The following is a 26662-nucleotide window of genomic DNA, read 5'->3' on the forward strand; positions in this document are numbered from 1 at the left end:
AATAAACGTATTATTTTGAGCCGTTCAATATTTAAACGTCTGGATTATTTTCCAACCTGGTGACCAATCACGCCGCCGACCGCCGCGCCGCCCAGGGTGCCTAATGTACTGCCGTCCGTTAACACTGCGCCGCCTAACGCCCCCGCACCTGCGCCAATAGCCGTGTTGCGATCGCGCTTGGACCAGTTTGAGCAGGCGCTCAGAGACATTGCTACGGTGATTGCCAGCACAGCAGCGGCCATTTTTTTGCTCGTCATAAACATAATACTCTCTCCTGAATTAACGATTCACGGAATTAAGCTCACTATAACTATAGTTAAAATAAAACCTGTTAAGAGATTTTCCGTAAAACCTGATTGCGCAGGGGTATATCACGCAGGTGATAGTCACTTCCTGTTATTTCGCTAATATTAATTTTACGACGTTACGCTCGTTACAACAGGTAAATAGTCTTAATTGGGATGTCAGAAAAGTCTTAGAGAGAGGATGATTTGCCATAGGGCAAACCATCGGGAAATATTTTAAACGGATGAGCCAATAACATTGACTAGCAGCCCCGCATGTTCTAACTGCATTTGATCGCTGGCGGAAATTTTGGAATCCGTAATGACACGATGGAAGCGAGAGAGCGGGCCCAGGGGATAGGGATGCACACAGCCAAATTTGGAGCTGTCGGTGAGGACAATCGCTTCTGAGCCTTTTTCCAGAACAGCGTTAACCACATCCGATCGCATCATATCGCGTCCGGTAAAGCCGGTATCAGCCTGCCAGCCATCAATACCGATAAATGCTTTGCTGAAATGCACTTGATGGATAAACTGTCGCGTCAACGGCCCTACCATGCTTTCACTTTTTTTCTGATAGATTCCACCGAGGAGAATGACTTCGCAAGGGGTCTCTTTGAGCAGGTGCGCGATATAACTGCTCACGGTGATGATCGTGACATCTTTTTGTTCCGCCAGCGTCCGGGCCAATAGCGCATTGCTACTGCCATTTTCAATAAAAACGGATTCCCCTGGACTGACCAGCGAGGCGGCGAACTCCGCCAGTCGGCGTTTTAACGTGTAGTTCGTCATCATGCGAGTCTCTACGTCATCGCTCTCAAGCGAAACGGCGAAACCGTGCGCACGGCGTAAATAGCTCTGTTTTTCCAGGGTATTCAGATCCTGACGAATCGTGACTTCAGATACGCCGGTAATTTTCGCCAGTTCAGCAACGCTCATCTGGCCTTTATCAACCACCATTTGCAAAATTGATTGTTGTCGGGAGTTCATAGTATTAATTTTACACGTTAAGAGGAGTCAACAGACAGTCAGAGAGCCGGGAAGGGCTAACGGCCATCCCGGACAAATAATCGCTATCAGATTTCCCAGGGCGACCCGGGAGCCTGGGATGGCGAGATACCGTCTTTAACCTGATCTAACAGCTCTGCTCTCAATATTTCAAGGTTATTGATGGCCGAGTGGTAATCGCCAGCAACAAGGATATCCAGCACGGTATCAATGCGTGCGGCAATTCGTTGTGCTTCGATATCAGACATGTTTGTCATCCTTAATGTCAGAAAAGGTTTCAATTCATGATGCAGAAATTAATCTGAAAAGAGAAGGGAAAAATAGGGCTATACCTGTCTGCACAGGCTGTTCTCCCTATTATCGCCGCCATTAACGCATTTTTCTCGTCTGATAACGTTTGTACCAGCGTTCAAAAGAAACGGCGGGCATAGGTTTGGCGAATAAAAAGCCCTGTCGTTCATTGACGCCGTTTTTTGTCAGGAAGGCATCTTCTTTAGCATTTTCTACGCCTTCGGCAATCACTTGTAAATTTAGCGCCTGAGCCACCGCGACAATCGCCCGAACCAGAGATTGCGACAGCGGTTGTTTATGGATATCTCTGACGAAAGCCTGATCCAGTTTAACGGCATCAATAGGGAACCGGGCGAGTTGAGAAAGCGAAGAATACCCGGTGCCAAAATCATCCAGATGAATCTGAGCGCCGAGCTGACTAAATTGCTGGATAACCGATAGCGCCAGCGTGTCGTTTTCAATCAGGCAGCTTTCCGTTAGCTCGACATCGATCGGGCAATACTCAAAATTCAGATCGTACAAAGCCTGTTTAAGCGCAGTAAAAAGCGTCTGGTCGGCCAGTTGTCGCGCCGAAAAGTTAACGGCTACGCGCAAGTTAATCCCCTTATCGCGCCATTTCGCAATCTGGCGAACCACATCCAGAATCACCCAGCGGCCCAGCGGGACGATGAGTCCTGACTCTTCGGCGTATGAGATGAACTCCAGCGGCGGAATTAATCCGCGTTCCGGCGATTGCCAGCGTACCAGCGCTTCCAGGCTACGTACTTCGCCGCGCCAGGTAATTTTGGGCTGATAGTGAATAAGTAACTGGTCGTTTTCCAGCGCTTTTCGCAGGTTTGTATCCAGCCAGTGATAGTCAAATACGCGCTGATTCATTTCCGGCGAAAAAACGCAGAACTGACCGCGGCCGCCTTCTTTGGCGTTATACATTGCGGTATCGGCAGTGCGAATGAGACTTTCGCTGTCCTGTCCGTGCCGGGGGGCCAACGAAATGCCAATGGCGCATCCCGTGTAAACTTCAATGAGTCCAATACGAAACGGTTGCCGCAGACGGGTAAGGATTCGTGAGGCTACTGCTTCCAGCGCGGCCTGAGACGTATGGGCAGCGAGGACAATGAATTCATCTCCCCCCAGTCTGGCCAGCAATTGATCTTCCTCCAGACAACTCAACAGCGCCAGCGAAACGGCCTGTAAGAGCTGATCGCCAAACATATGCCCATAGGCGTCATTAATTTTCTTGAAGTTATCCAGATCGAGATAAACGATACCCACCTGAGACTCGCCAGCCGAGGCAATAGCATGATTAATAAATTCATGAATAGCATTGCGATTGGGCAGGCCGGTGACGGTGTCTGTATTCGCCAGTATGCGTAAACGCTCCTGAGTCCGCCTTTCTTCGGTGATATCCGTGCCTGCGCAGATCAGGAAAATTTCGTTTTTTCCGCTACCGTTATGGACAAATTTATTACGAAATAAGAACAGGCGTTGGCCTTTACGAGTCTTTATCCAGCGTTCGATTTCATAGGCATTGCCATTGCGAAAAAAATTCTCAATGTAGTGCCGGGAGGCAACCGCCTCCCGGCGACTCATAAATAATTTAAAGACGCTTTGACCAATTACATCTCGCTCTTTTAAGCCCGTGTACTCTTCGCATAACCGATTAAATCGACAGATTTTTCCCCGACTATCCAGTATCGCAATGACTGAGTTGGCTTCTGATACGATTTGTTCGGCAAAAGAGAGCTCCTGCGCCTGCGTTGGCGCGATGGCAGGCGTATCAGGCCAGGTTGCCAGGCTGCCAGCCCATTCACGGTTATTAATCTTACGGCCTACCAGGTGCACTGCGGTAACCTGTTTTTCTATCAACAACGTTATCAGCAGACTGGACGTAATCGCCGTTATTTCCCGGATACGCCCGGCTTGCTCCGGCGATAGCTCGACCGTTTTTTCTGCATCCGTTTCACCTGTCGGGGAGAGATACAGCACGTTGCGGTCATCAGCCAGACGCCAGTGAGAGTGAAGGGGATTTAGCGCCGTTTGTTCCTGAATCTGTTTCATCATGCGTACCATCCCATTTAAGCGCCAGGTGCCCGAAAAGAAAGGTTAGCCATGTTATAAATAAGGGTAATTATGGCTGAACGTATTGTTTTATCTATGTATTCATATGTAATCCAGATTCTGGAAAAAGCATAGTCGCCAGCTAAAAATAACAAGAAATGGGGCGCTTGAATAAGATTAAACTTAGAGCATGACGGAAGGGAGAAGAAGAAAAGAAACGGCCTTTGCCTTCTCAGCAAAGGCCGTTGAGCGAGCTAAGCGTGGTTACGCTGCCGGTCGGGCAATAATGCTGCGGGTTTCCATGCGAACTTCCGCAATAGTGACATCAATGACATCCGTCACTTTATAAACCGTCTCACCTTTAATCTGTACCGTACCGTTTTCCTGGCTGCATACCAGTTCATCGCGAACGGCGTGCAGGAACGGGGCAGGGATAAAGGCGATAGCGCCGTTATCGACCAGTCGCACACGCATACCACCGCGGCTGACGTCAATAATTTCTGCCGCGAAACGGGTATTTGTCCCCGCCTTATCGTTAAGGAAGCGTGCATATAACCAGTCGCCGACATCGCGCTCCGCCATACGGTTCAGGCGACGGCGTTCCGCCATTTGCTGGGTGATATCTTCCTGCGGACGCGCAATAGCTTCCCCCTTGATGACCGCTTTCAGCAGGCGATGGTTAATCATATCGCCATACTTACGGATGGGAGAGGTCCAGGTGGCGTAAGCCTCAAGACCAAGACCGAAATGCGGCCCCGGCTCGGTGCTGATTTCCGCAAAAGACTGGAAGCGACGAATGCGGCTGTCAAGGAAACCGGAGGGCTGCGCATCCAGTTCGCGACGCAGTTTACAGAAGCCTTCCAGCGTCAGCACCTCTTCGGCATCGACATGCAGACCATGCGTTTTAAGCAACGCGGCCAGCGCGTCGGCATTCGCGGGATCGAAGCCCGTATGTACGTTGTAAATACCGAAACCGAGCTTATCGCGCAGTACGCGCGCGGCGCAAAGGTTAGCGGCGATCATCGACTCTTCTACGATACGGTTAGCGATACGGCGCGGTTCCGCCACAATATCCAGTACTTCGCCTTTTTCGCCAAGCACAAAGCGGTAATCCGGGCGGTCTTTAAAGACTAACGCATGATGATGACGCCACTCACTGCGGCTTAGACAAATACGGTGCAACAGACGAATCTGCTGGGCAATGCCTTCGTTATCCGGCTGCCAGGTGCCGTTATTTTCCAGCCAGTCGGAGACATTGTCGTACGCCAGCTTGGCCTTCGATTCGATGGTGGCCGCAAAAAAGGCGATATCATCGTCAATGGTGCCGTCTGCGGCGATTATCATGCGACAGGCGAGCGCCGGACGCACTTCGTTGGCGCGCAGTGAGCACAGATCGTCAGACAGCTCACGTGGCAGCATAGGAATATTGAAGCCCGGCAGGTAGTTGGTGAAGGCGCGAATTTTCGCGGCGTTATCCAGCTTACTACCTTCGGCAATCCAGGCGGTAGGATCGGCGATAGCCACCGTAAGCTGGAGTCTGCCGTCCGCTAATTCCTCAGCATAAAGCGCGTCATCCATATCTTCAGTGCTGGCGCTATCGATAGTGACGAAATTCAGCGCGGTAAGATCCTGACGCTCCAGCCCTTCGTCCAGCATCTCCGTCGCTACGCCGTTCGGCGCTTCTTTTTCCAGGTTGTGGCGGGCAAGCGTAACCCACCAGGGAACAAAGTGATCGTCGGCAAAGGTGATGTACTGCGTTAAATCGGCGTAAAACGAACGGTCGCCTTTAAGCGGATGGCGGCGCATTTCGGCAACCGCCCAGTCACCTTCTTTGAACTCATGCTGAACGCCGCGCGCGGCGCGGCAGGGAATCGCGTCTTTCAGCAACGGATGATCCGGCACGATGGACAGGCGGTCATTTTTACCCTGAACTTTTCCCACAAAACGCGTCAGGAACGGTTCGATCAGTTCTTCCGGCTCGGCAGACTCACGTTCTTTTTCCGTGTGGATGACCGCGACGATACGATCGCCATGCATCACTTTTTTCATCTGCGGCGGAGGAATGAAATAGCTTTTTTGCGCGTCAACCTCAAGGAAGCCAAAGCCTTTTTCCGTGGCTTTTACGACCCCTTCAGCGCGTGGCGTCTGGGAATGCAGTTGCTGTTTAAGCTGCGCTAGCAGCGGGTTGTCCTGAAACATATTCGTCTATTTTCGTAGCCAAAAGAGCGGCTGACAGTTTTACGCGATTCTGCCTGGCGCAGCAAGCGCTCTTTCAGTAATGGATGAGTTAATAGGTTTCGCCCAACGCGATTTTTAAACGATTTAACCATCCGCACACGCCGCACCAGCCTAACATATTAATGGCCTGCTCCGATGAAACTCCCCTGGTGAGTAGCGGGAAAAAATGCGCGGCGCTAAAGCGATCGGGCGCTCTGGTGAGCCATTGTATCGCCTGTGTCAGCGCAGGCTCAAGTTCCCAACGAGCGATGTCGTCGTCTTCCTGGCGTAACGTGATGACAGCGCGACGCCACGCGTCAGGTTGGGTTGCCTGTTCGTTAAAGCAGGCGGCGCTGCCGTTGATACGTGATGTGAGGAGCGTGATAAGTGGAAGTAAAGAAGGGGGCGACGCAGTGTGTAATGTGCTGGTCAGTATGCGTTCGAGTAACGCGAATGAAGACGGATCGCGGATGAGTACCGGCGCCATCATTTGGCATTGTGAAGACGAATATTGCCGCCGAATTTTGGTATGGGCTGGAGGATATTCTACCAGACTGGCGGCGGGCCGCCATATCGTCTGGGGGTTTTGAAACCGCGCGGCCCTGGCAAAGCGCTGCATCTCCTGGCCGGGCAGTTCGCGCACGGGCAGACGGCAAAACGCCTGAAATATCGCCGCTACCCGCGCCTGAAAACCGATAAACCCAATGATCTGATTGATGAGTACGGTATCCCGGGCGGTTAATCCCACCTCTGCAAGCTGTTCGCGGGCCTGCGTATTGATAACGGAGGGGGAGCCGGCAAGCTGACGAGCGTATTGCGTAATTTGCGCCAGCCGTTGATTGCTCTCTCTTGAGGCGTCAGGGCCAGGTAGCGGCGCCAGACGCGCGGCATAATGGCGGCACAAACGCTGAACCCCAAATACCTGAGCGGCGGTCAGCGCGGTGCTCATACGTTCATAGGCGCTAAACGTATGAAGCCGGTCGTTGAGAACCGTGCGGGGAAATAAGACATCCGCCAACTGGCGAGCGGGCTTTAACCATGATTCAAAAGGCGTCAACGCGGTTTCTGCTACCGCTAAATCCAGTAAAAATCGATCGTTAACATACGCGGCTTCCGGCATTAGCGAAAGCGGGGTTTGTGACGACATAGTGGATTGTGTTTCATGATACCAGTGGCTTTTACCCGCTTTTCGGCATTGTTCCATAGGGTTTCCCGAGGATGAAATGGCGATTGATAATGATTCGGCGTCGGATCGTTTATGCTGGATTATCCTGGCGTATGCGGGAAAGGGATGAAAGATTGTTAGGTGATAACAAATATCAGAACGCTATATAACGAGATGAGTGGTGAGTGAGGGGAATGGGGGCAGCACAGCCGTGCCGCCCGCTAATAAACTTAATGCGCTTACTTCAGTTCCAGTTCATTCATTGCCGCAATGCTGAACCCGCCGTCAACATGGACGACTTCGCCAGAAATGCCTGCCGAGAGATCGGAACACAGAAACGCCGCTGAGTTACCCACATCTTCAATGGTCACGGTGCGACGAATTGGCGTAACGGCTTCACAATGCGCCAGCATTTTACGGAAGTCTTTAATACCGGACGCCGCCAGCGTGCGGATTGGACCCGCAGAGATGGCGTTGACGCGAACGCCTTCCGGCCCCATTGCATTTGCCATATAACGCACGTTGGCTTCCAGAGAGGCTTTCGCCAGACCCATGACATTGTAGTTCGGGATGGCGCGCTCCGCTCCCAGATAAGACAAGGTCAACAGCGCAGAACCCGGATTCAGCATGGTGCGGCAGGCTTTCGCCATGGCAACAAAGCTGTAAGAGCTAATATCGTGAGCGATTTTAAAGCCTTCGCGGGTAACCGCATTAACATAATCGCCGTCCAGCTGATCGCCAGGCGCGAAACCGATCGAGTGTACAAAACCGTCAAATTTCGGCCAAACGTTACCCAGCTCCGCAAACATAGCGTCAATGCTGGCATCTTCAGCGACATCACACGGTAAAACGATGCTGGAACCCAGCTGGGCAGCAAATTCTTCTACGCGGCCTTTCAGTTTGTCGTTCTGGTAGGTGAACGCCAGTTCAGCTCCTTCGCGGTGCATCGCCTGTGCGATACCGTAGGCGATGGACAGTTTACTGGCCACGCCAGTGACCAGAATGCGCTTACCGGAAAGAAAACCCATAGCTTTAATCCTTATAGTCATTGCTTATTTTTTGCTTTTACGAACAATGGTTAACAGCAACTTTTCAACATTATTCGAAATTAGTCTGAAATTATATCCCACTCCTGGCCCCGTGTGTCACGCTATTTTTCCGCCGCTATCTCCGGCAGGTGACGTTCTAAAACCACACGGTAACGAAGTCCCTGAAGATTTTGAGCACTCCCCAGGGCCAAACTGGCAAATCAAAGAGTCTAATGGAATGTGCTCTACGGTGCAGTATACCAGCTGGTGTAAGGTTCGCCTCATCCAACCAGAGACACCGGGACGGATAGCAAGTACGATAGCGATGCGCCTTCCACCAGACAAATAAAGGTTCTGTAGGAAGCCTGAATATTCATCCGAATGGTTTACCTCACCTATTAGCGATGTTATATACCCTTCATACTTCAAGTTGCTTATGTGTTGGCTACACTCGCTCACCCCAGTCACATCGTTATCTATGCTCCTGGGGACTCACTCCCTTGCCGCCTGTAAGCAACTCGAATTATTTTGGGTATAGACATGTAATTTTAACCAGCAAATGCTTAACAAAAATAATTTCTTTTTTAGGCGCTGAAGGTTTTCTCTATTTATTGATGCAGAGTAATACTGAATATGAAAAATTTTGGAAATCAGGTGATTACAGTAGTTACAAATCAGGTTTTTATATGTTTGCATGTATATTATAATAAATTTTCAGAGGATGAGACATATGCCGTTTACATTTCAGATCGGAAATCATAGTTGCCAGATATCAGAAAGGTATTTAAGAGATATCATCGATAATAAAAGAGAGCATGTTTTTTCAACGTGTGAGAAATTTATAGATTTTTTCAGGAATATATTCACCAGGCGAAGTTTAATTTCTGACTATAGAGAAATATATAATCTACTGTGCCAAAAAAAAGAGCATCCCGATATTAAAGGGCCTTTCTCTCCAGGACCATTTTCGAAGCGAGATGAAGACTGTACACGATGGCGCCCCCTTCTTGGATATATTAAACTTATTGATGCCTCCAGGCCTGAAACAAGAGATAAATACACTGTAGAAGTATTAGCGTATCAAGAAAATATGTTACTACTACAGATGTTTTACGATGGAGTATTAGTGACCGAGACGGAGTGCTCTGAGCGTTGCGTCGATTTTTTAAAAGAAACGATGTTTAATTATAATACCGGGGAAATTACGCTTGCCGCTTTGGATAATGATAACCTGACGCCGAGCGAAGCAGGTAGTAATGGGATCTATGAGGCTTTTGAGCATCGTTTGATAGACTTCCTGACCACGCCCGCCACGGCGTCTGGTGATGAGAGCTGCGCTACTGATCAGACGGATGCATCACAACCAGCGGCAATAGAGGCGTTTATTAACTCGCCGGAGTTTCAGAAAAATATTCGCATGCGTGATATTGAAAAAAATAAAATAGGTAGCGGAAGTTATGGGACAGTCTATCGGTTACATGAAGACTTTGTTGTTAAAATTCCAATTAATGAGCGGGGAATAAAAGTGGATGTCAACTCTCAGGAACATCGTAATTGTCATCCTGATCGTGTCAGTAAGTATTTGAATATGGCCAATGGCGACAAGAATTTTTCTCGTTCGGCCATCATGAATATTAATGGTAAAGACGTTACGGTTTTAGTTTCAAAATATATTCAAGGTCGGGAGTTAGATGTTGAAGATGAAGATAACTATCGAATGGCGGAGGCGCTTCTTAAATCCCGGGGGGTTTATATGCATGATATAAATATCTTAGGTAATATTCTGATTAAAGAAGGGGTTCTTTTCTTTGTGGATGGCGATCAAATCGTGTTGTCACAAGAATCCCGGCAACAGCGAAGCGTTTCTCTTGCAACAAGGCAACTGGAAGAGCAAATTAAGGCCCATCACCTGATAAAATTAAAGCGGGCAGAGACCGAAGAAAATACTGAAGATATTGAATATTATAAGTCACTTATTGCGGATCTTGATGCGTTAATCGGAGAGGAAGAACAGACACCTGCGCCAGGAAGACGTTTTAAACTAGCCGCGCCTGAGGAAGGGACTCTTGTGGCTAAGGTATTAAAGAATGAATTAAAAAAATAGCATTTAGTTCAGTTCTTTTCTGCGAATCGCCGGGGGCTCATTCGCTACAGATTTGCCGATCAATTATTGAGAGTTGCTATTCGCTTAAAGGTCGTTCGGGGGATCTGGACAGCCTGTAGCGGAGATGCAACTCGCCATTAGGGTTGGCGATGCCGCGCTGCCATAGTGGGTGAAATGCCACGCGATGGTGCAACACCATTAACTCGCCTTGATTTTTCCCCTCTGCCTGACAAGAAAAACCTGGCTTTACGGATGGTCTCATGCCGTCGTATTAGCGTTGTTCGGCGTAGTATGTAAATTTCCTTATAGCAATAGAAGAACATTCTCAAAACATAAAATTAGCAAGTTATCATGAAGTTAACATATATTGTTTTTTTCGATCATTTTTTATATATTGATCGTTTTTATTGATTGATTTGCGTTAAAAGCGCATTATCAGGGAGTTAAGATCAAGTGGAGTGGTCACATGCGCTATTTTTTTATGGCAGAGCCGATAAGGGCAATGGAGGGGGATTTACTGGGTGTCGAAATTATTACCCATTTTGCATCGTCGCCAGCTCGTCCGCTACACCCTGAGTTTGTTATCTCGTCATGGGACAATTCGCAGAAGCGCCGTTTTCTGCTTGATCTGTTGCGGACAATCGCGGCCAAACATGGCTGGTTTCTACGCCACGGCCTGTTCTGTATCGTTAATATCGATCGGGGTATGGCGCAGCTTGTCCTTCAGGACAAAGATATTCGCGCATTACTACACGCCATGCTATTTGTGGAGCTGCAGGTCGCTGAACATTTTTCATGTCAAAATAACGCCTTAATCGATCCTTTAATACACGCGCTTCATAAGCAACCTAATCTATTATGGCTGGGCGACCTGGGCGTAGGGAACGCAACCGCTGCGCCATTAGTTTGCGGGTGTTTTAGCGGCGTAAAACTTGATCGCAGCTTTTTTATCTCACAAATTGAAAAAATGACGTTTCCGCTGCTCGTCAAACATATCCGGCGTTATTGTGACAAGATCGTGGTGGGTGGCCAGGAAAACACACGCTATTTGCCGGCGTTAAAAACGGCAGGCATTTGGGCAACCCAGGGCACGTTATTTCCTTCCGTTGCGTTAGAAGAGGTTGAAACATTGCTGTTGGGCAGTCGCATGAACACCCTCAGAGAATCGAACTGAGGGTATTTGTTTCGCTTAGCGATCCTTTCGCCATGCGTCAGCGGTCAGCGCCTCGCCAAAATGGCCTGCGATTAAACGGCGGGTAAGCTCATGTAGCGGAGAGGCGAGCACATCGGCGGTGCTGCCGCGTTCAACCACTTCCCCCTGATGCATCACTAATACCTGATCGCTAATATGTTTCATCATGCCGATATGCTGCGTGACATAGATATAGGAGATGCCTTGTTTTTCCTGCAATTCAAGCATCAGATTGATGAGCTGCGAGCGCATGGACATATCAAGCGAAGCCAGCGCTTCGTCCGCGATAATGACTTTAGGGCGTAAAATCAGCGCGCGGGCCAGGCCCAGACGCTGTTTCTGCCCCGGCGCCAGCATATGCGGGTAGTAGCTCACGTGATCGGGCAATAGCCCCACCATACGCATCGTCTCGACAATCTGTTTGCGCCGCTGTTCCGGCTCCAGATCGGTATTAAGGCGCAGGGGGAAGTCAAGAATCTGTGAAATACGTTGACGTGGATTCAGTGACGTTGAGGGGTCCTGAAAAATCATTCGAATACGTTGGCTTCGAAACGAATAGTCGCCGTAATGCAGGGGATGATCGTCAATAAGAAGCTCGCCGCTGGTGGGTTCAATCATGCCGGCCAGCATCTTTGCCAGCGTGGATTTGCCGGAACCGTTTTCGCCGATAATGGCCAGAGTCTGACGCTCACGAAGCGTAAAGCTTAATGGTTTCACGGCGTCGACGGTCTGGCGGCGAAACCATCCTGTCCGGTAGCGAAAGGTTTTACTCAGGTTGCGCACTTCAAGCAGAGTTTCCACCATATCACTCTCTCTCCATATTCAGCGGAAAATGACAGGCATAGAGATGATTTTTCGCGCCGGTTAAGCGTGGCGTGATAATACATTCTCGTTGCGCGTAAGGGCAGCGCGGCCCCAGACGACAACCTATCGGTAACTGCTCCAGTAGCGGGATCGCGCCCGGCAGCGTATTGAGACGGCTTTTATGCGGCATCGCGCTGCCAAAATCCGGAATCGCGCGGATAAGCGCCTGCGTATAAGGATGATGTGGCGTCGTCACCAGATCTTTACTTGGCGCGGTTTCTACCGTCTGGCCGCAGTATAAGACGTTGATTTTGTCAGCCCACTGACTCAGCATTTGCAGGTCGTGGCTAATCAACAGAATGGTGGTATTACTGTTTTGATTCAGTCGGGTCAACAGGCGAAAAATTTGCGCCTGCGTCGTCGGTTCCATTGAGTTGGTGGGTTCATCAGCGATCAGGAGTCGCGGTTGATTCGCCAGCGCGATAGCGATCATGACTTTCTGACACTCGCCATCGGTCAGTTCATAGGGAAAACTGCGCATCGCGTCTTTATGATCTTTAATTCCCACCCGGTGCAGTAATTCAATTGCACGCCGTTTACGCCAGCCTAAACGCTGCCACCAGCGGCCTTTATAGGTCCAGGCGGGAATATTTTGCATTAACTGGCGGCCGACGCGTTCGGAAGGATCAAGGCACGACTGCGGCTCCTGGAAGATCATCGACACATTATGCCCGACCAGCTTACGCCGTTCACGAGAGGAGAGGCGCAGCAGATCGATATCATCAAAACGCATACGGTCGGCAGTGACTCGCCAGTTGTCTTTCGCGACGCCGCAAATAGCTTTAGCAATCAAGCTCTTTCCGGAACCCGATTCACCTACCAGGCCGCGAATTTCGCCTTCGCTTAATGTCATACTGACGCGATCGACCGCTTTTACCCAACCTTCGCTGGTTTTAAATTCAATGGTGAGATTGCGGATATCCAGTAACGGCATTATTCCACCCCCGCAATAATCGCACGACGAATCCCATCTCCGAGCAGGTTTACCAGTAAAACACTGAGCGTTATCGCCGCGCCGGGTAGCATAACGGTCCACGGCGCGACATAGATTAGCTCCAGCGCATCTCCCAACATGGCGCCCCATTCAGGAGAGGGAAGCTGCGCGCCGAGATCTAAAAATCCCAGCGCGGCGATGTCCAGAATCGCCATCGACAGCGCCCGGGTAATTTCGGTGACCAGACCGGCGGTAATATTCGGTAAAATGGCGAACCACAGAATATTCAGCGTTGTCGCGCCATCCAGACGGGCAGCAATGACGTACTCTTTTTCCAGTTCATCATGCACCATGCTATAGACGGAACGTACCATTCGCGGCAACAGGGCCAGCCAGACGGCAAACATCGCGTGTGACAGATGTGGGCCGGCAAATGCCACGACGATAATCGCCAGCAAGAGCGAAGGGATGGAAAGCAGCGTGTCCAGAATATGGTTCAGTACGGCAGAGCGTAAACCGTGCGTCGCGCCTGCCACTACGCCGAGGACTAATCCACATAGCGTAGCCGCCAGCGTTACGATAAACGCGCCGCCGACCGTGGGCGCCGCGCCGCTTAACAGGCGGCTCAGCACATCGCGCCCCAGATCGTCAGTCCCCAGAAAAAAGGAGACTTCGCCATAGCGTGACCAGGAGGGCGGCAGTAGCTGATAGCCCAGAAATTGCTGATCGATACCATAGGGCGCGATCCAGCCGCCAAAAATACACAGCAACGCCAGACCGGCGCATCCATACAGGCCCACCATCGCAGGCGCGTCGCTATAAAATTTACGCCAGGCAGTGCGCAGGGTGCCTGGCGGGCGCTTTTCGCTGTATACGCTATCGTAAGGCATACCATTCCTTATGTTTCAGAGGGTTAGCCATAGCACCCAAAATATCGGAAATCACATTGACCACAATAACCAGCGACCCAATGACCATCACGCCAGCGGAAATAGCGGCATAGTCCTGCTGACGAATGGCGTGAATTAACCATCGTCCCAGTCCTGGCCAGCTGAAAACCATTTCGGTAATCATCGCCAGCGTTAACATGGTTGAAAACTGCAGGCCAAGACGGGGAATGACCGGCGGCAGCGCATTATGCAACACGTGACGGCGTAAAATCGTAAAGCGCGACAAGCCGCGCGTGGCCGCCGCTTTAACGTAGTTCTGATCGTAGACCTCAATAGTGCTGATTCGCATCAGGCGGATCACTTCTGTGGTCGGCGCGACGGAGAGCGTGAGCACCGGTAAAACCATATGCCGTATGGCGCTCATCACCATTTCATCGCGCCACGGCGAATCTGAAATCCAGGCGTCAATGATGGCGAAACCGGTAACCGGTTTAACTTCATAAAGCAGGTCAAATCGCCCGGATACCGGCAGCCACCCCAGCGTGAGCGAAAAGAACAGTGTGAGCAGAAGGGCCAGCCAGAAAACCGGAATTGAGAAACCTAATAGCGCCAGCGCGCTGATAAAACGATCCGGCCATTTGCTACGCGTCACGCCAGCCAGCATCCCGACCGGGATGCCGACCATCAGCGCAAAACCAAAGGCGAGAATGCACAGCTCCATCGTGGCGGGAAACACCTCTTTAAGCTGTTCGGAGATCAGCTGGCCGTTAATGCTGGACACGCCAAAGTCCCAGTGCAGCAGACCGTTGAACCAGAAAACCCAGGCATTCCATAATGATGCGCCTTGTAGCGGCGCGTGCGGCGTAAAATAGCTCAGGCTAAAGCCGATAAAGGTCAGGAAGAATAGCGTCACCAGCAACAGCAATAACCGACGCAGGGTGAAGATAATCATGGTTTTTTCACCTCTTCGTGTTTTTCGCGGGAGACGCCGGCAAAAGACGCATTGCCGAACGGGCTTAACACCAGCCCTTTAATATCGTAGCGGTAAGCCTGCAGGCGTAGTGATGATGCCAGCGGCAGTATCGGCAGCTCTTTCTCCAGGATATTCTGCGCTTCCTCATATGCTTCTATGCGCGAAGCCAACTGCTGCGACGACAGTGCTTTACGCAGCACGCTGTCAAATTCAGGGTTACACCAGTGGGCGAAATTGGTTTGCGAATTGATGGCCGCACAGCTTAACAGTGGTCTGAAAAAGCTATCCGGATCGTTGCTGTCCGTGGCCCAGCCGGATAAGGTCAGATCGTGATTCATATCCATCAGGCGCGCCTCCTGAAAACGACCTTCAACCGGCACAATGACCACTTTTACGCCAACCTGCGCCATATCCGCCTGAATAAGCTCCGCCGTTTTTAGCGGACTTGGGTTCCAGGCCTGAGAACTGGTCGGCACCCAGAGATGCAGCGTAAGATTCTCAATGCCCAGCGCTTTTAGCTGTTCGCGCGATTTTTCCGGATTGTACTCCGTAATTTTGGCATCGTTATCGTAAGCCCATGAGGCTCTCGGTAAAATGGAGGCTGCGGTTTCCGCCGTGCCGTAATAAATCGACTGCATCAGACGCTGGTTGTTGATCGATAAGGCCAGCGCATGGCGCACTGCGGGATTATTCAACGGCGGCTTATCGGTGTTAAAGGCCAGATAGGCGATATTCATCCCCGGGCGCAACGTCAGACGTAAACGCGGATCGTCGCGTAAAATAGTTAGCTGGCTGGCGGCGGGCCAGGCCAGAACATCGCATTCACCGGTCAGTAATTTCGATAAACGCCCGGTACCGCCGGAGCCTAAATCCACCACCACTTGCGGCATCAGCGGTTTGCCGCGCCAAAACCCATCGTGGCGCTGGAGACGAATAAACTGCCCGGCACGGTACTCCGAAAGCTGGAAGGGACCGGTGCCGACCGGTTGGCGGTCTAGCAGTTCCTGACGATCTTTTCGGCTAAGCTGCGCGGCGTACTCAGCGGACATGACGGAAGCGTAGTGTGTAGCCAGATGCCATAAAAAGGAGGCGTCTGGCTGCGTCAGGCGAAACTCAACGGTGTTATTGTCCAGCTTACGCACGCTTTTTACATTGTCGGCGAACTGTAGGCTATCAAAGTAGGGGAAGCTACTGCCGTTGATGTTATGCCACGGATGCCGACGATCAAAAATCCGCTGAAAGGTAAAGACGACATCATCAGCATTGAGTTTTCGGGTCGGCGTAAACCAGGCGGTTTTTTGAAAGGAAACGTCGCGGCGCAGGTGAAAACGGTACGTTGCCCCGTTATCCAGCACTTCCCAGCTTTCTGCCAGCTCTGGGACTAAACGATAAGTATAGGGATCGACATCCAACAGGCGATCATATAACTGGGCGGCCAGGGTATCGACGATGAGGCCGCTGCTCGCTTTTTGCGGATTAAAGGTGTTGACCTGCCCGCTGACACAATACACAAAGCCGCTATCGCGAATATCTGCACTCGCAGTTTGTTCGGGCGCAGTCGCAGCCGTAGCCTGACTACTCAGTAGACCCGCTATCACGATCAGAGACGATAAAACCAGGCGCATAATAGTTAAGTTTTTGAAGTTCAATTTGCAAAGTGTATCGCACTTCGGCCCGCCACGTAAAAATGTCGGTGGATAACTGGCGTAAATGTCGTCAATTAGCCGGAGAAATAGCTAAAGCTGATGCTTTTTAAGCAAGGCGCGAAACTGGTGGTAGGTGAGCGCCAGCAAATCGGCGGCTCGTTTCTGGTTAAATTTCGCCTGCTGTAAGCTACGTTGCAGCAGCACTTTTTCCTGTTGCAGTTGAAACTCACGTAATTTGAGCGGCAGGTCAGGCGTGACGGATGCCGCTGGCAGGGCGGGCGCGGGCGGTTCAGCGGGATGGCGTTGAAAAGGATCGATAACAATTTCATCCAAAGGATGTTCACTGCTGCCGTGGCGATACACTGAACGTTCGACTACGTTTTTCAGCTCGCGGACATTACCCGGCCAGGCGTAATGCAACAACGTTTCTTTTGCCCGATCGGTAAAACCGGGAAATAAGGGCAGACGTAGTTCACGACACATCTGAATAGCAAAATGCTCGGCCATCAGCATGATATCGCTCTGGCGTTCGCGCAGCGGCGGCAGTTGTACAACATCAAAAGCCAGCCTGTCGAGCAGATCGGCACGAAATGTCCCTTCCTTCACCATGGCGGGTAAATCGGCATTAGTGGCGCATACTAATCGCACATTAACCTGTAACGGCTGGCTGCCGCCGACGCGCTCTAGCTCGCCATATTCAATCACCCGCAGCAGCTTTTCCTGTACCAGCATCGGCGCTGTCGCCAGTTCATCCAAAAACAGCGTGCCGCCATCGGCGCGTTCAAAGCGACCGGGATGGCGTTTTTGCGCCCCGGTAAAAGCGCCCGCTTCATGGCCAAACAGTTCGGAGTCCAGCAGGTTTTCGTTAAGCGCCGCGCAGTTAAGCGAGATAAGCGGCCCCTGCCAGCGTGAAGAGAGATAGTGCAGGCGATTGGCGATAAGTTCTTTACCCGTACCGCGTTCGCCAATAATCAGCACTGGCTTATCCAGCGGCGCGAGCCGGGAGACTTGTTCCAGTACTTCAAGAAAACGGTTTGCCTCGCCGAGCAGGTTATCTTTAAATTCAGCCATGATGAAAATCGCCACTTGTTAGTGTTTTTCACCACTTTATCCTTTTTTGCTGGCGAGGTAAAACGAAACAATTTCTTTATTATCAGTGATATGAAAAGTTGGCACGCAAATTGTATTAATCATGTAGCAGGGCATCGCCCGTTATCAGAACATTATGTGAGGATTGAATTATGGGTATTTTTTCTCGTTTTGCCGACATCGTGAACGCCAATATCAATGCGTTGTTGGAAAAAGCGGAAGATCCGCAGAAGCTGGTGCGCCTGATGATTCAGGAGATGGAAGATACGCTGGTGGAGGTTCGCTCGAACTCCGCGCGTGCTTTAGCGGAAAAGAAACAGTTATCCCGTCGTATTGAACAGGCCACGACTCAGCAGACCGAGTGGCAGGAAAAAGCGGAACTGGCTCTGCGCAAAGATAAAGACGATCTGGCGCGCGCCGCATTGATTGAAAAACAAAAGCTGACCGATTTAATTACTACGCTTGAACAGGAAGTCACGCTGGTGGATGACACGCTGGCGCGCATGAAGAAAGAGATTGGCGAGCTGGAAAACAAACTCAGCGAAACACGCGCTCGCCAGCAGGCGCTGATGCTGCGTCATCAGGCGGCGAGTTCTTCCCGTGATGTCCGTCGTCAGCTTGACAGCGGCAAACTGGATGAAGCCATGGCGCGGTTTGAATCCTTTGAACGTCGTATCGATCAAATGGAAGCGGAAGCGGAAAGCCATCGTTTTGGTAAGCAGCAATCGCTGGACCAACAGTTTGCCAACCTGAAAGCCGATGATGAAATCAGCGAGCAGCTGGCGCAGTTGAAAGCCAAAATGAAGCAAGATAATCAATAATGACAATGGCGGCGCCGGTACGCGCCGTCGCTCATCAGCTTTAGGTGTAAGGAGAACGCATGAGCGCGCTATTTCTGGCCATCCCGTTAACCATTTTTGTGTTGTTTGTGTTACCGATTTGGCTGTGGCTGCATTACAGCAACCGCGCCGGTCGGGGAGAACTGTCGCAAAGCGAGCAGCAACGCTTACTGCAACTCACAGACGACGCGCAACGTATGCGCGAGCGCATTCAGGCGCTGGAAGACATTCTTGATGCAGAGCATCCGAACTGGAGAGAGCGCTAATGGGTGGAATCAATCTGAATAAAAAACTATGGCGTATGCCGCAAAAGGGCATGGTGCGTGGCGTTTGCGCCGGGATCGCCGACTACCTTGATGTACCGGTAAAACTGGTGCGTATTCTGGTCGTGCTGTCGATTTTCTTTGGGCTGGCGTTTTTTACCGTAGTGGCCTATATCGTTCTGTCTTTTGTACTGGACCCTATGCCGGATAATCTGGCCGCAGGCAAACCGCAGCCGACCAGCGGCGAACTGCTGGATACCGTAGACAGAGAGCTTGCCGCAGGCGAAAAGCGTTTGCGAGAAATGGAACGCTACGTCACGTCAGATACGTTCACACTGCGTAGTCGTTTCCGTCAACTTTAAGTGATATATCGGGAAGGTGAAGATGAATACTCGCTGGCAACGCGTCGGGCAGAAAGTGAAGCCCGGCTTCAAAATAGCAGGTAAGCTGGTTCTGTTGACCGCGTTACGCTACGGGCCTGCCGGCGTGGCGGGATGGGCGGTAAAATCCGTCGCCCGTCGTCCGCTAAAAATGTTGCTGGCGTTTGCGCTGGAGCCAGTACTTCGTAAGGCGGCGAATAAAATTTCGCAGCGTTACAAATAGCGAGTCTGGTCATAATATTTCGTTAAGCTCTGGCGTATAGTGTGTGCGAAATACATTACGTGTCAGGACGGAAGTATGTTGAAAAAAGGAATATTTGCGTTAGCGTTATTCGTAGCCATGCCGCTTTATGCCGCAGAATACTGGATAGATGTCCGCATTCCGGAACAATATCAGCGTGAGCATATTCAGGGCGCGATTAATATCCCATTGAAGGAGATTAAATCTCATATCGAAACGGTAGTTCCAGACAGGAACGATACGGTAAAGTTATATTGCAACTCCGGACGACAGTCGGGCATGGCAAAACAAATGTTGCTTGATATGGGGTATACGCACGCGATGAATATGGGCGGCATCAGTCGTCTTGATATGCCGAAAGTAAAAAAATAGATAATCTATTGCTCAATACTCATACTAACCGCGGCGCTTAATGCGCCGTTGTTGATCTCTCCGGGTAGTTGATAATAACGTTTTTGCACATATCTATAACGCAGGCTCGTTATTATTTTTTCTTCTCTTCAGGCTCAACAGGATGTCAATGAAGCGACTTAAAACTGAACTCAACGCGCTGGTCAATCGTGGGGTAGACAGGCATTTGCGTCTTGCCGTAACCGGGTTGAGCCGCAGCGGTAAAACAGCGTTTATCACGGCGATGGTTAACCAGTTGCTTAATGTCCACGCGGGCGCGCGCTTACCGTTGCTCAGCGCGGTACGCGAAGAACGCCTGCTTGGCGTAAAGCGCGTGCCTCAACGTGATTTTGGTATTCCCCGTTTTACCTACGACGAGGGGATACTTCAGCTTTATGGCAATCCTCCCGCCTGGCCCACACCGACGCGCGGCGTGAGTGAGATTCGGCTGGCGTTGCGCTATCGCTCAAACGACTCGCTGCTGCGCCATTTTAAAGATACCTCGACATTGTATCTGGAGATTGTGGACTATCCAGGGGAATGGTTACTCGATCTGCCCATGCTGGCTCAGGATTATTTAAGCTGGTCCCGTCAGATGAACGGCTTGTTACAAGGGCAACGCGCTGAGTGGGCCGCAAAATGGCGGCAACTTTGCGACGGGCTCGATCCGCTGGCGCCCGCCGATGAAAACCGGCTGGCGGAGATTGCCGCCGCCTGGACGGATTATTTGCATCAGTGTAAATCGCAGGGATTGCATTTTATTCAGCCTGGACGGTTTGTTTTGCCGGGCGATATGGCGGGTGCGCCAGCGTTGCAGTTTTTCCCGTGGCCGGATGTGGACGCCTTCGGCGAGTCAAAACTGGCGCAGGCGGATAAGCAGACCAACGCTGGAATGCTGCGCGAACGCTTTAACTACTATTGCGAAAAAGTGGTCAAAGGGTTCTACAAAAATCATTTTCTACGCTTTGATCGTCAGATTGTGCTGGTCGACTGTCTGCAACCGCTTAATAGCGGGCCGCAGGCGTTTAATGATATGCGTCTCGCCTTAACGCAGTTGATGCAAAGTTTTCACTATGGCCAGCGAACTCTGTTTCGCCGTTTGTTTTCGCCGGTGATTGATAAATTGCTGTTCGCCGCGACGAAAGCCGACCATGTCACCCTCGACCAACATGCCAATATGGTGGCCTTGCTCCAGCAGCTTATTCAGGATGCCTGGCAAAATGCCGCGTTTGAAGGCATTAGTATGGATTGCCTGGGGCTGGCGTCGGTACAGGCGACCACCAGCGGCGTGATTGAGGTCAACGGCGAAAAAATCCCGGCTTTACGTGGAAACCGTTTGAGTGACGGCGCGCCGTTAACCGTGTACCCCGGCGAAGTGCCTTCGCGTTTGCCGGGGCAAGCGTTTTGGGATAGTCAGGGTTTTCAGTTCGAAGCTTTTCGTCCGCAGGTGATGGATGTTGATAAACCGTTACCGCATATTCGTCTGGACGCTGCGCTGGAGTTTTTAATAGGAGATAAGCTGCGATGAGCGAACCGTTAAAACCGCGTATTGATTTTGCAGAACCGCTAAAGGAGGAACCTACGTCGGCCTTCAAAGCGCAGCAAACTTTCAGCGAAGCGGAGTCGCGTACATTTGCACCTGCAGCTATCGATGAGCCCCCGGAAGACGAAGGCGTGGCAGAAGCGGCGGTCGATGCTGCGCTGCGTCCCAAACGCAGTCTGTGGCGTAAAATGGTGATGGGAGGGCTGGCGCTGTTTGGCGCGAGCGTGGTCGGGCAAGGCGTACAGTGGACAATGAATGCCTGGCAAACTCAGGACTGGGTCGCTTTAGGCGGCTGTGCCGCAGGCGCGCTGATCATTGGCGCTGGCGTGGGATCGGTGGTCACGGAGTGGCGGCGATTATGGCGCTTGCGCCAGCGGGCGCATGAACGCGATGAAGCGCGTGAACTGTTACATAGTCATAGCGTCGGGAAAGGTCGCGCATTTTGCGAAAAACTGGCGCAGCAGGCGGGGATTGATCAATCACATCCGGCATTACAACGTTGGTATGCCGCTATTCACGAAACGCAAAACGACAGGGAAATCGTCGGTTTGTATGCGAATCTGGTACAGCCGGTACTTGACGCGCAGGCGCGACGTGAGATTAGCCGTTTCGCCGCGGAATCGACTCTGATGATCGCCGTCAGCCCGTTAGCGTTGGTGGATATGGCGTTTATTGCCTGGCGTAATTTACGCCTGATTAACCGTATCGCAACTCTGTATGGCATTGAACTTGGTTATTACAGCCGCCTTCGTCTGTTCCGTCTGGTGTTGCTGAATATCGCGTTCGCGGGGGCCAGTGAGCTGGTGCGTGAAGTTGGTATGGACTGGATGTCTCAGGATCTGGCCGCACGCCTGTCCACGCGCGCGGCGCAGGGGATTGGCGCAGGTCTCCTTACCGCTCGACTGGGAATAAAAGCGATGGAGCTATGTCGACCATTGCCGTGGATCGATAACGATAAACCACGTCTCGGTGATTTTCGTCGTCAGCTTATCGGTCAGCTAAAAGAGACGCTGCAAAAGAGTAAGCCGTCGCCTGAGAAATGACCTTCCACAGGGCGCTGATTGCCTGGCTTTACGCCGCAGCGCCCGTTTTTCCGCCATGCTGTCAATATTTGTTGACAGAATCCTTCCTGCCAGCCGAATAGTGGCTTATCATCTATTTAATGGTTCATTATTCAGGTGAAGGTTCCCATGCGTCTGGAAGTCTTTTGTGAAGACCGACTTGGTCTGACCCGCGAATTACTTGATTTACTGGTGTTACGTAGCATTGATTTACGCGGAATCGAGATTGATCCCATTGGGCGAATTTATCTTAATTTTGCTGAGCTGGAATTCACCGACTTCAGCAGCCTGATGGCCGAAATCCGCCGTATTTCCGGCGTAACGGATGTCCGTACCGTTCCCTGGATGCCGTCCGAACGTGAACATCTGGCCCTGAGCGCGCTGCTTGAGGCGTTGCCGGAGCCGGTGCTCTCATTGGATATGAAGAGTAAAGTGGAGATGGCGAACCCGGCGAGTTGTCAGCTTTTTGCCCAGAGCCAGGAGCGAATGCGGCACCATACCGCCGCACAATTAATCAATGGCTTCAATTTTCAGCGCTGGCTGGACGGTAACCCGCAAAGCTCCCATAACGAACATGTCGTGATCAACGGGCAAAACTTCCTGATGGAGATTACGCCGGTACATTTACAAAACGAAAATGACGAATACGTGTTGACCGGCGCGGTAGTGATGTTGCGTTCCACGATTCGTATGGGGCAGCAGCTACAGAATTTGTCCACGCAGGATCTGAGCGCGTTTAGTCAGATTATTGCCGTGAGCGCAAAGATGAAGCACGTCGTTGAGCAGGCGCGCAAACTGGCGATGCTCAGCGCGCCGCTGCTGATTACCGGCGATACGGGAACCGGCAAAGATCTTTTCGCCTATGCCTGTCATCAGGCAAGCCCTCGTTCAGCGAAACCGTATCTGGCGCTCAACTGCGCTTCAATCCCGGAAGATGCGGTAGAAAGCGAACTATTTGGCCATGCGCCGGAAGGTAAAAAAGGCTTTTTTGAACAGGCGAATGGCGGTTCGGTGCTGCTGGATGAAATTGGCGAAATGTCGCCGCGTATGCAGGCGAAGCTGCTACGTTTTCTCAATGATGGTACGTTCCGTCGCGTCGGCGAAGATCACGAAATTCATGTTGATGTCCGCGTTATCTGCGCCACGCAGAAAAATCTGGTGGAGCTGGTGCAAAAAGGACTGTTCCGCGAAGATCTCTATTATCGACTTAACGTTCTGACGCTTAATTTGCCGCCGTTGCGCGATTGCCCGCAGGATATTATGCCGTTGACCGAACTGTTCGTGGCGCGTTTTGCCGACGAACAGGGCGTTCCGCGACCGAAACTGTCTGCCGATCTGAGTACGGTCCTCACTCGTTACGGCTGGCCGGGTAACGTTCGCCAGCTTAAAAATGCGATATACCGGGCGCTGACGCAACTGGAAGGGTATGAGCTGCGTCCGCAGGATATCCTGCTGCCTGACTACGATGCCGCGACGGTGGCAGTCGGCGAGGATGCGATGGAAGGTTCGCTGGATGACATTACCAGTCGTTTTGAACGTTCTGTCCTTACTCAGCTTTATCGTAGCTATCCGAGTACGCGTAAACTGGCGAAACGGTTGGGGGTATCGCATACCGCGATTGCCAATAAGCTGCGTGAATATGGTCTGAGCCAGAAGAAGGGTGAAGAGTAGAAAAAAAGAAGGCCTCCGGATAGAGGCCTTCTTGTGACAAAAGAGCACCGCCTGTAGCACTGACAAACGTAGCGCCAGCAGGCGCTGGCTTATGCCTTCAGGACATTAAGCGCGGCGTCGTAATCCGGCTCGTGGGTGATTTCATCCACCAACTGGCTGAAAATAACGTTGTCGTTTTCGTCAAGCACGATGACTGCGCGCGCCGCCAAACCTTTCAGCGGGCCGTCAACGATTTCGACGCCGTAGTTTTTCAGAAACTCGTTATTACGCAGAGTGGAAAGCGTAATAACGTTGCTCAGGCCTTCCGCGCCGCAAAAACGCGACTGTGCAAAAGGCAGGTCAGCAGAAACGCACAATACGACGGTATTCTCCACTTCTGTGGCCAGTTGATTAAACTTACGAACTGATGCGGCGCATACGCCAGTATCAATGCTTGGGAAAATATTCAGCACTTTGCGTTTGCCTGCATATTGGCTGAGGGAAACGTCAGACAAATCTTTTGCGACAAGAGTAAAAGCCTGTGCTTTGCTACCAGCCTGCGGAATAACGTTGGCAACGGTGACCGGGTTACCCTGGAAATGTACAGTCTGTGACATAATTATGTTCCTATTTACTTATAGTTAACGTCGAAATCCAGTTTAAGTCATTATTCATTAACACGGCAAATACTATTTGTAGCAAGCCGCGTCCGGCGCTATCAGAGGGGAAGAGATGAGATCTGTTAAGGTATATGAGGAAACCTGGCCGTTACATACGCCTTTCGTTATTGCGCGTGGTAGCCGAAGCGAAGCGCATGTTGTCGTTGTCGAACTGGAAGAAGAGGACGTAAAAGGCATCGGGGAATGTACGCCATATCCACGTTATGGTGAAAGTGATGCCTCGGTCATGGCGCAAATCATGAGTATTGTGCCTCAGTTGGAAAACGGGCTGACTCGCGAAGCATTGCAGAAACTGTTGCCGGCAGGCGCGGCGCGCAACGCGGTGGATAGCGCCTTATGGGATTTGCAGGCCCGCCAGCGGCAGCAAAGCCTTGCCGGGCTGCTCGGCGTGACGCTGTCCCCGGTTTTTACTACCGCGCAAACGGTAGTGATAGGCACGCCGGAACAGATGGCTGCCAGTGCGGCGGCACTATGGGAAAAAGGGGCGACGTTGCTGAAAATTAAACTCGATGCTCGTCTGATTAGCGAACGTATGGTGGCGATCCGCTCGGCGGTGCCGGAGGCGACGCTCATTGTGGACGCCAATGAATCGTGGCGTCCGGAGGGGCTGGCGGCGCGTTGCCAGTTACTGGCGGATCTGAATGTCGCGATGCTGGAGCAACCGCTGCCCGCGCAGGATGACGCCGCCCTGGAAAATTTTATTCATCCGTTGCCCATCTGTGCAGATGAGAGCTGCCATACTCGCAGTAGTCTGAAAGCCCTGACGGGGCGCTACGATATGATCAACATTAAGCTGGATAAAACCGGCGGTCTGACCGAAGCGCTGGCGCTGGCAACGGAGGCGAGGGAGCAAGGATTCGGCCTGATGCTGGGCTGTATGCTCTGTACATCAAGAGCGATTAGCGCCGCGCTGCCGCTTATGCCGCAGGTGAGCTTCGCCGATCTTGATGGCCCAACATGGCTGGCGGTTGATGTTGAGCCCGCGCTACGCTTTACGACGGGTCAACTCCATCTTTAGGATGCCAGCGGAGCAGATTCGACATCGCCAGCAAGTATTTTTCGCTGGCTTCATCGGCGGAAACAGGGGGAAACTCGGCGGTAATGCAGTGCAGGTTGAGGTCGGCGCACCAGCTGCCAAACGAACCGGGCGTTTCGTAACCTACGCTGGTCACCAGCGGCAACGCAAACGCATCGGCCAGCCACTCGCCTAGCTCGCTGCGACGTGGATCTTCAATGCAGGCTAGCGGATCGTGAAAAGAGACGACCCAGGCGGGTTGGAGTCGATGAATTAACTGGCAAAGCGCCTGAGTTTCCGGTTCTGAGCCGGGATGGTCGCCGGTTAGCAGCACGACATCACGCTCTTGCGCGCGGCTATTCCAGCGATAAACTGTCTCACCCGCTTTCCAGTTGGCGGCGGGAAAGTTACGGTTTAGATCAATGCCATTCGCATTTGCCCTTAACCCCAGTTGACAGCCATCAGGATTAACGGCAAGTACGACATGATGACGGCGAAGGGTTGGATTTAAGGTGCGTAACGCACAGGAGAGCGTCACCACGGATGAGGTTTCATCCCCGTGGGTGCCAGCCAGTATCAGACCGCTTTCGCGATTGGCGGCAGGCGCCGGAAACCAGATTAGCGGCGCGCCTAGTAGCGAACGTCCATAATGTTCAGTGCCTGGCGGAAATGCGCCGCGCTCGGCACGGGGGCGGGTGACAGTCATACGCGTTTCCCGAAGCTGAGACCAGTAGGGTAATCATCGTAGTGTTGTGTAAAACCCGCCGATTATCAAATGGTTTCTATTTACCCTCTTGTATGGCGCGATATCAACTTTCTGGCGGAAGATAATTGCATTTCTTTCTGCTGAAACAAAT

At 51.6% G+C, this 26662-nt stretch carries 27 protein-coding genes and 1 pseudogene; 11 read left to right on the top strand and 17 right to left on the bottom strand.

Annotation, left to right across the window (positions count from 1 at the left end; genetic code table 11):
• Positions 1 to 44: 44 nt before the first annotated feature.
• The 9 genes and pseudogenes from osmB to NA986_RS03305 all read right to left on the bottom strand — a co-directional run bounded on the left by osmB (position 45) and on the right by NA986_RS03305 (position 8747).
• Positions 45 to 263, bottom strand: coding sequence for an osmotically-inducible lipoprotein OsmB (osmB, locus tag NA986_RS03265; RefSeq protein ID WP_000481166.1), 219 nt, complete (start codon positions 261 to 263; stop codon positions 45 to 47).
• A gap of 258 nt (positions 264 to 521) precedes the next feature.
• Complete coding sequence (yciT, locus tag NA986_RS03270) at positions 522 to 1274, bottom strand: DNA-binding transcriptional regulator YciT (protein ID WP_001088593.1); 753 nt, start codon at positions 1272 to 1274, stop codon at positions 522 to 524.
• Between the two features lie 86 nt (positions 1275 to 1360).
• Positions 1361 to 1540, bottom strand: coding sequence for a YciZ family protein (locus tag NA986_RS03275; protein WP_001279854.1), 180 nt, complete (start codon positions 1538 to 1540; stop codon positions 1361 to 1363).
• Positions 1541 to 1661: 121 nt separating this feature from the next.
• Positions 1662 to 3644: a cyclic di-GMP phosphodiesterase gene (gene pdeR, locus NA986_RS03280; RefSeq protein ID WP_024147201.1), complete on the bottom strand. Its 1983-nt coding sequence runs from the start codon at positions 3642 to 3644 to the stop codon at positions 1662 to 1664.
• Positions 3645 to 3905: 261 nt separating this feature from the next.
• Positions 3906 to 5840 (bottom strand): exoribonuclease II, encoded by a 1935-nt coding sequence (locus tag NA986_RS03285; RefSeq protein ID WP_000485041.1) that lies wholly within the window; start codon positions 5838 to 5840, stop codon positions 3906 to 3908.
• Between the two features lie 244 nt (positions 5841 to 6084).
• Positions 6085 to 7062: pseudogene (locus tag NA986_RS03290) on the bottom strand (carboxymuconolactone decarboxylase family protein); the annotation flags it as partial.
• Between the two features lie 200 nt (positions 7063 to 7262).
• Positions 7263 to 8051: an enoyl-ACP reductase FabI gene (gene fabI, locus NA986_RS03295; protein ID WP_000506501.1), complete on the bottom strand. Its 789-nt coding sequence runs from the start codon at positions 8049 to 8051 to the stop codon at positions 7263 to 7265.
• 117 nt (positions 8052 to 8168) lie between these two features.
• A complete protein-coding gene (locus NA986_RS03300; protein ID WP_031617683.1) occupies positions 8169 to 8462 on the bottom strand; it encodes a hypothetical protein in 294 nt (97 codons plus the stop codon).
• 81 nt (positions 8463 to 8543) lie between these two features.
• Positions 8544 to 8747 (bottom strand): hypothetical protein, encoded by a 204-nt coding sequence (locus NA986_RS03305; RefSeq protein ID WP_001518100.1) that lies wholly within the window; start codon positions 8745 to 8747, stop codon positions 8544 to 8546.
• A gap of 34 nt (positions 8748 to 8781) precedes the next feature.
• On the opposite strand from NA986_RS03305, the gene steC reads away from it, so the two are divergent.
• On the top strand, positions 8782 to 10155 hold the full coding sequence (steC, locus tag NA986_RS03310) for an SPI-2 type III secretion system effector kinase SteC (protein ID WP_024147202.1): 1374 nt from the start codon (positions 8782 to 8784) through the stop codon (positions 10153 to 10155).
• A 466-nt stretch (positions 10156 to 10621) separates the two neighbouring features.
• Entirely contained in the window at positions 10622 to 11329 is a 708-nt protein-coding gene (locus NA986_RS03315; protein ID WP_070793991.1) for an EAL domain-containing protein, read from the top strand.
• A 15-nt stretch (positions 11330 to 11344) separates the two neighbouring features.
• Here the strand turns inward: NA986_RS03315 and sapF are convergent, their stop codons facing one another.
• The 6 genes from sapF to pspF form a co-directional block, all read right to left on the bottom strand.
• Positions 11345 to 12151, bottom strand: a complete 807-nt coding sequence (gene sapF, locus NA986_RS03320) for a peptide ABC transporter ATP-binding protein SapF (protein ID WP_000230462.1) — start codon at positions 12149 to 12151, stop codon at positions 11345 to 11347.
• Between the two features lies 1 nt (position 12152).
• Entirely contained in the window at positions 12153 to 13145 is a 993-nt protein-coding gene (gene sapD / locus NA986_RS03325; protein WP_001128869.1) for a peptide ABC transporter ATP-binding protein SapD, read from the bottom strand.
• Complete coding sequence (gene sapC / locus NA986_RS03330; protein ID WP_001146150.1) at positions 13145 to 14035, bottom strand: peptide ABC transporter permease SapC; 891 nt, start codon at positions 14033 to 14035, stop codon at positions 13145 to 13147. The genes sapD and sapC overlap by 1 nt, the downstream gene beginning before the upstream one ends.
• Positions 14022 to 14987, bottom strand: coding sequence for a peptide ABC transporter permease SapB (gene sapB / locus NA986_RS03335; RefSeq protein ID WP_000583298.1), 966 nt, complete (start codon positions 14985 to 14987; stop codon positions 14022 to 14024). The genes sapC and sapB overlap by 14 nt, the downstream gene beginning before the upstream one ends.
• Positions 14984 to 16633: a peptide ABC transporter substrate-binding protein SapA gene (gene sapA / locus NA986_RS03340; RefSeq protein ID WP_001241628.1), complete on the bottom strand. Its 1650-nt coding sequence runs from the start codon at positions 16631 to 16633 to the stop codon at positions 14984 to 14986. The genes sapB and sapA overlap by 4 nt, the downstream gene beginning before the upstream one ends.
• Before the next feature lie 111 nt (positions 16634 to 16744).
• Positions 16745 to 17725, bottom strand: coding sequence for a phage shock protein operon transcriptional activator (gene pspF / locus NA986_RS03345; RefSeq protein WP_023216548.1), 981 nt, complete (start codon positions 17723 to 17725; stop codon positions 16745 to 16747).
• 170 nt (positions 17726 to 17895) lie between these two features.
• Between pspF and pspA the strand changes: the two genes are divergently transcribed.
• From pspA to tyrR, 8 genes are all read left to right on the top strand, one after another.
• Positions 17896 to 18564 (top strand): phage shock protein PspA, encoded by a 669-nt coding sequence (gene pspA / locus NA986_RS03350; protein ID WP_023216549.1) that lies wholly within the window; start codon positions 17896 to 17898, stop codon positions 18562 to 18564.
• A 59-nt stretch (positions 18565 to 18623) separates the two neighbouring features.
• Positions 18624 to 18848 (top strand): envelope stress response membrane protein PspB, encoded by a 225-nt coding sequence (gene pspB, locus NA986_RS03355; protein ID WP_001274953.1) that lies wholly within the window; start codon positions 18624 to 18626, stop codon positions 18846 to 18848.
• Positions 18848 to 19207, top strand: coding sequence for an envelope stress response membrane protein PspC (pspC, locus tag NA986_RS03360; RefSeq protein WP_000508938.1), 360 nt, complete (start codon positions 18848 to 18850; stop codon positions 19205 to 19207). Before pspB ends, pspC begins: the two co-directional genes overlap by 1 nt.
• A 22-nt stretch (positions 19208 to 19229) precedes the next feature.
• On the top strand, positions 19230 to 19448 hold the full coding sequence (pspD, locus tag NA986_RS03365) for a phage shock protein PspD (RefSeq protein ID WP_001097610.1): 219 nt from the start codon (positions 19230 to 19232) through the stop codon (positions 19446 to 19448).
• A gap of 75 nt (positions 19449 to 19523) precedes the next feature.
• Positions 19524 to 19838 carry a thiosulfate sulfurtransferase PspE gene (gene pspE, locus NA986_RS03370; RefSeq protein ID WP_000913432.1) on the top strand — a complete coding sequence of 105 codons (315 nt, stop codon included), beginning with the start codon at positions 19524 to 19526 and terminating at the stop codon, positions 19836 to 19838.
• Between the two features lie 148 nt (positions 19839 to 19986).
• Positions 19987 to 21384: a YcjX family protein gene (locus NA986_RS03375; protein ID WP_000825860.1), complete on the top strand. Its 1398-nt coding sequence runs from the start codon at positions 19987 to 19989 to the stop codon at positions 21382 to 21384.
• Positions 21381 to 22442 (top strand): YcjF family protein, encoded by a 1062-nt coding sequence (locus NA986_RS03380; protein WP_023216551.1) that lies wholly within the window; start codon positions 21381 to 21383, stop codon positions 22440 to 22442. The genes NA986_RS03375 and NA986_RS03380 overlap by 4 nt, the downstream gene beginning before the upstream one ends.
• A 147-nt stretch (positions 22443 to 22589) precedes the next feature.
• Positions 22590 to 24131 (top strand): transcriptional regulator TyrR, encoded by a 1542-nt coding sequence (gene tyrR, locus NA986_RS03385; protein ID WP_001235493.1) that lies wholly within the window; start codon positions 22590 to 22592, stop codon positions 24129 to 24131.
• A gap of 89 nt (positions 24132 to 24220) precedes the next feature.
• On the opposite strand, the gene tpx is transcribed toward tyrR, so the two are convergent.
• Positions 24221 to 24727 (bottom strand): thiol peroxidase, encoded by a 507-nt coding sequence (tpx, locus tag NA986_RS03390; RefSeq protein ID WP_000084401.1) that lies wholly within the window; start codon positions 24725 to 24727, stop codon positions 24221 to 24223.
• A gap of 115 nt (positions 24728 to 24842) precedes the next feature.
• Between tpx and ycjG the strand changes: the two genes are divergently transcribed.
• Positions 24843 to 25808, top strand: coding sequence for an L-Ala-D/L-Glu epimerase (gene ycjG, locus NA986_RS03395; RefSeq protein WP_001258064.1), 966 nt, complete (start codon positions 24843 to 24845; stop codon positions 25806 to 25808).
• Here the strand turns inward: ycjG and mpaA are convergent.
• On the bottom strand, positions 25783 to 26511 hold the full coding sequence (gene mpaA / locus NA986_RS03400) for a murein tripeptide amidase MpaA (protein ID WP_000219108.1): 729 nt from the start codon (positions 26509 to 26511) through the stop codon (positions 25783 to 25785). The genes ycjG and mpaA overlap by 26 nt on opposite strands.
• Positions 26512 to 26662 lie beyond the last annotated feature (151 nt).

The organism is Salmonella sp. NW177 (assembly GCF_051811585.1).
In the GTDB taxonomy this organism is placed as follows: Bacteria; Pseudomonadota; Gammaproteobacteria; order Enterobacterales; family Enterobacteriaceae; genus Salmonella; species Salmonella enterica.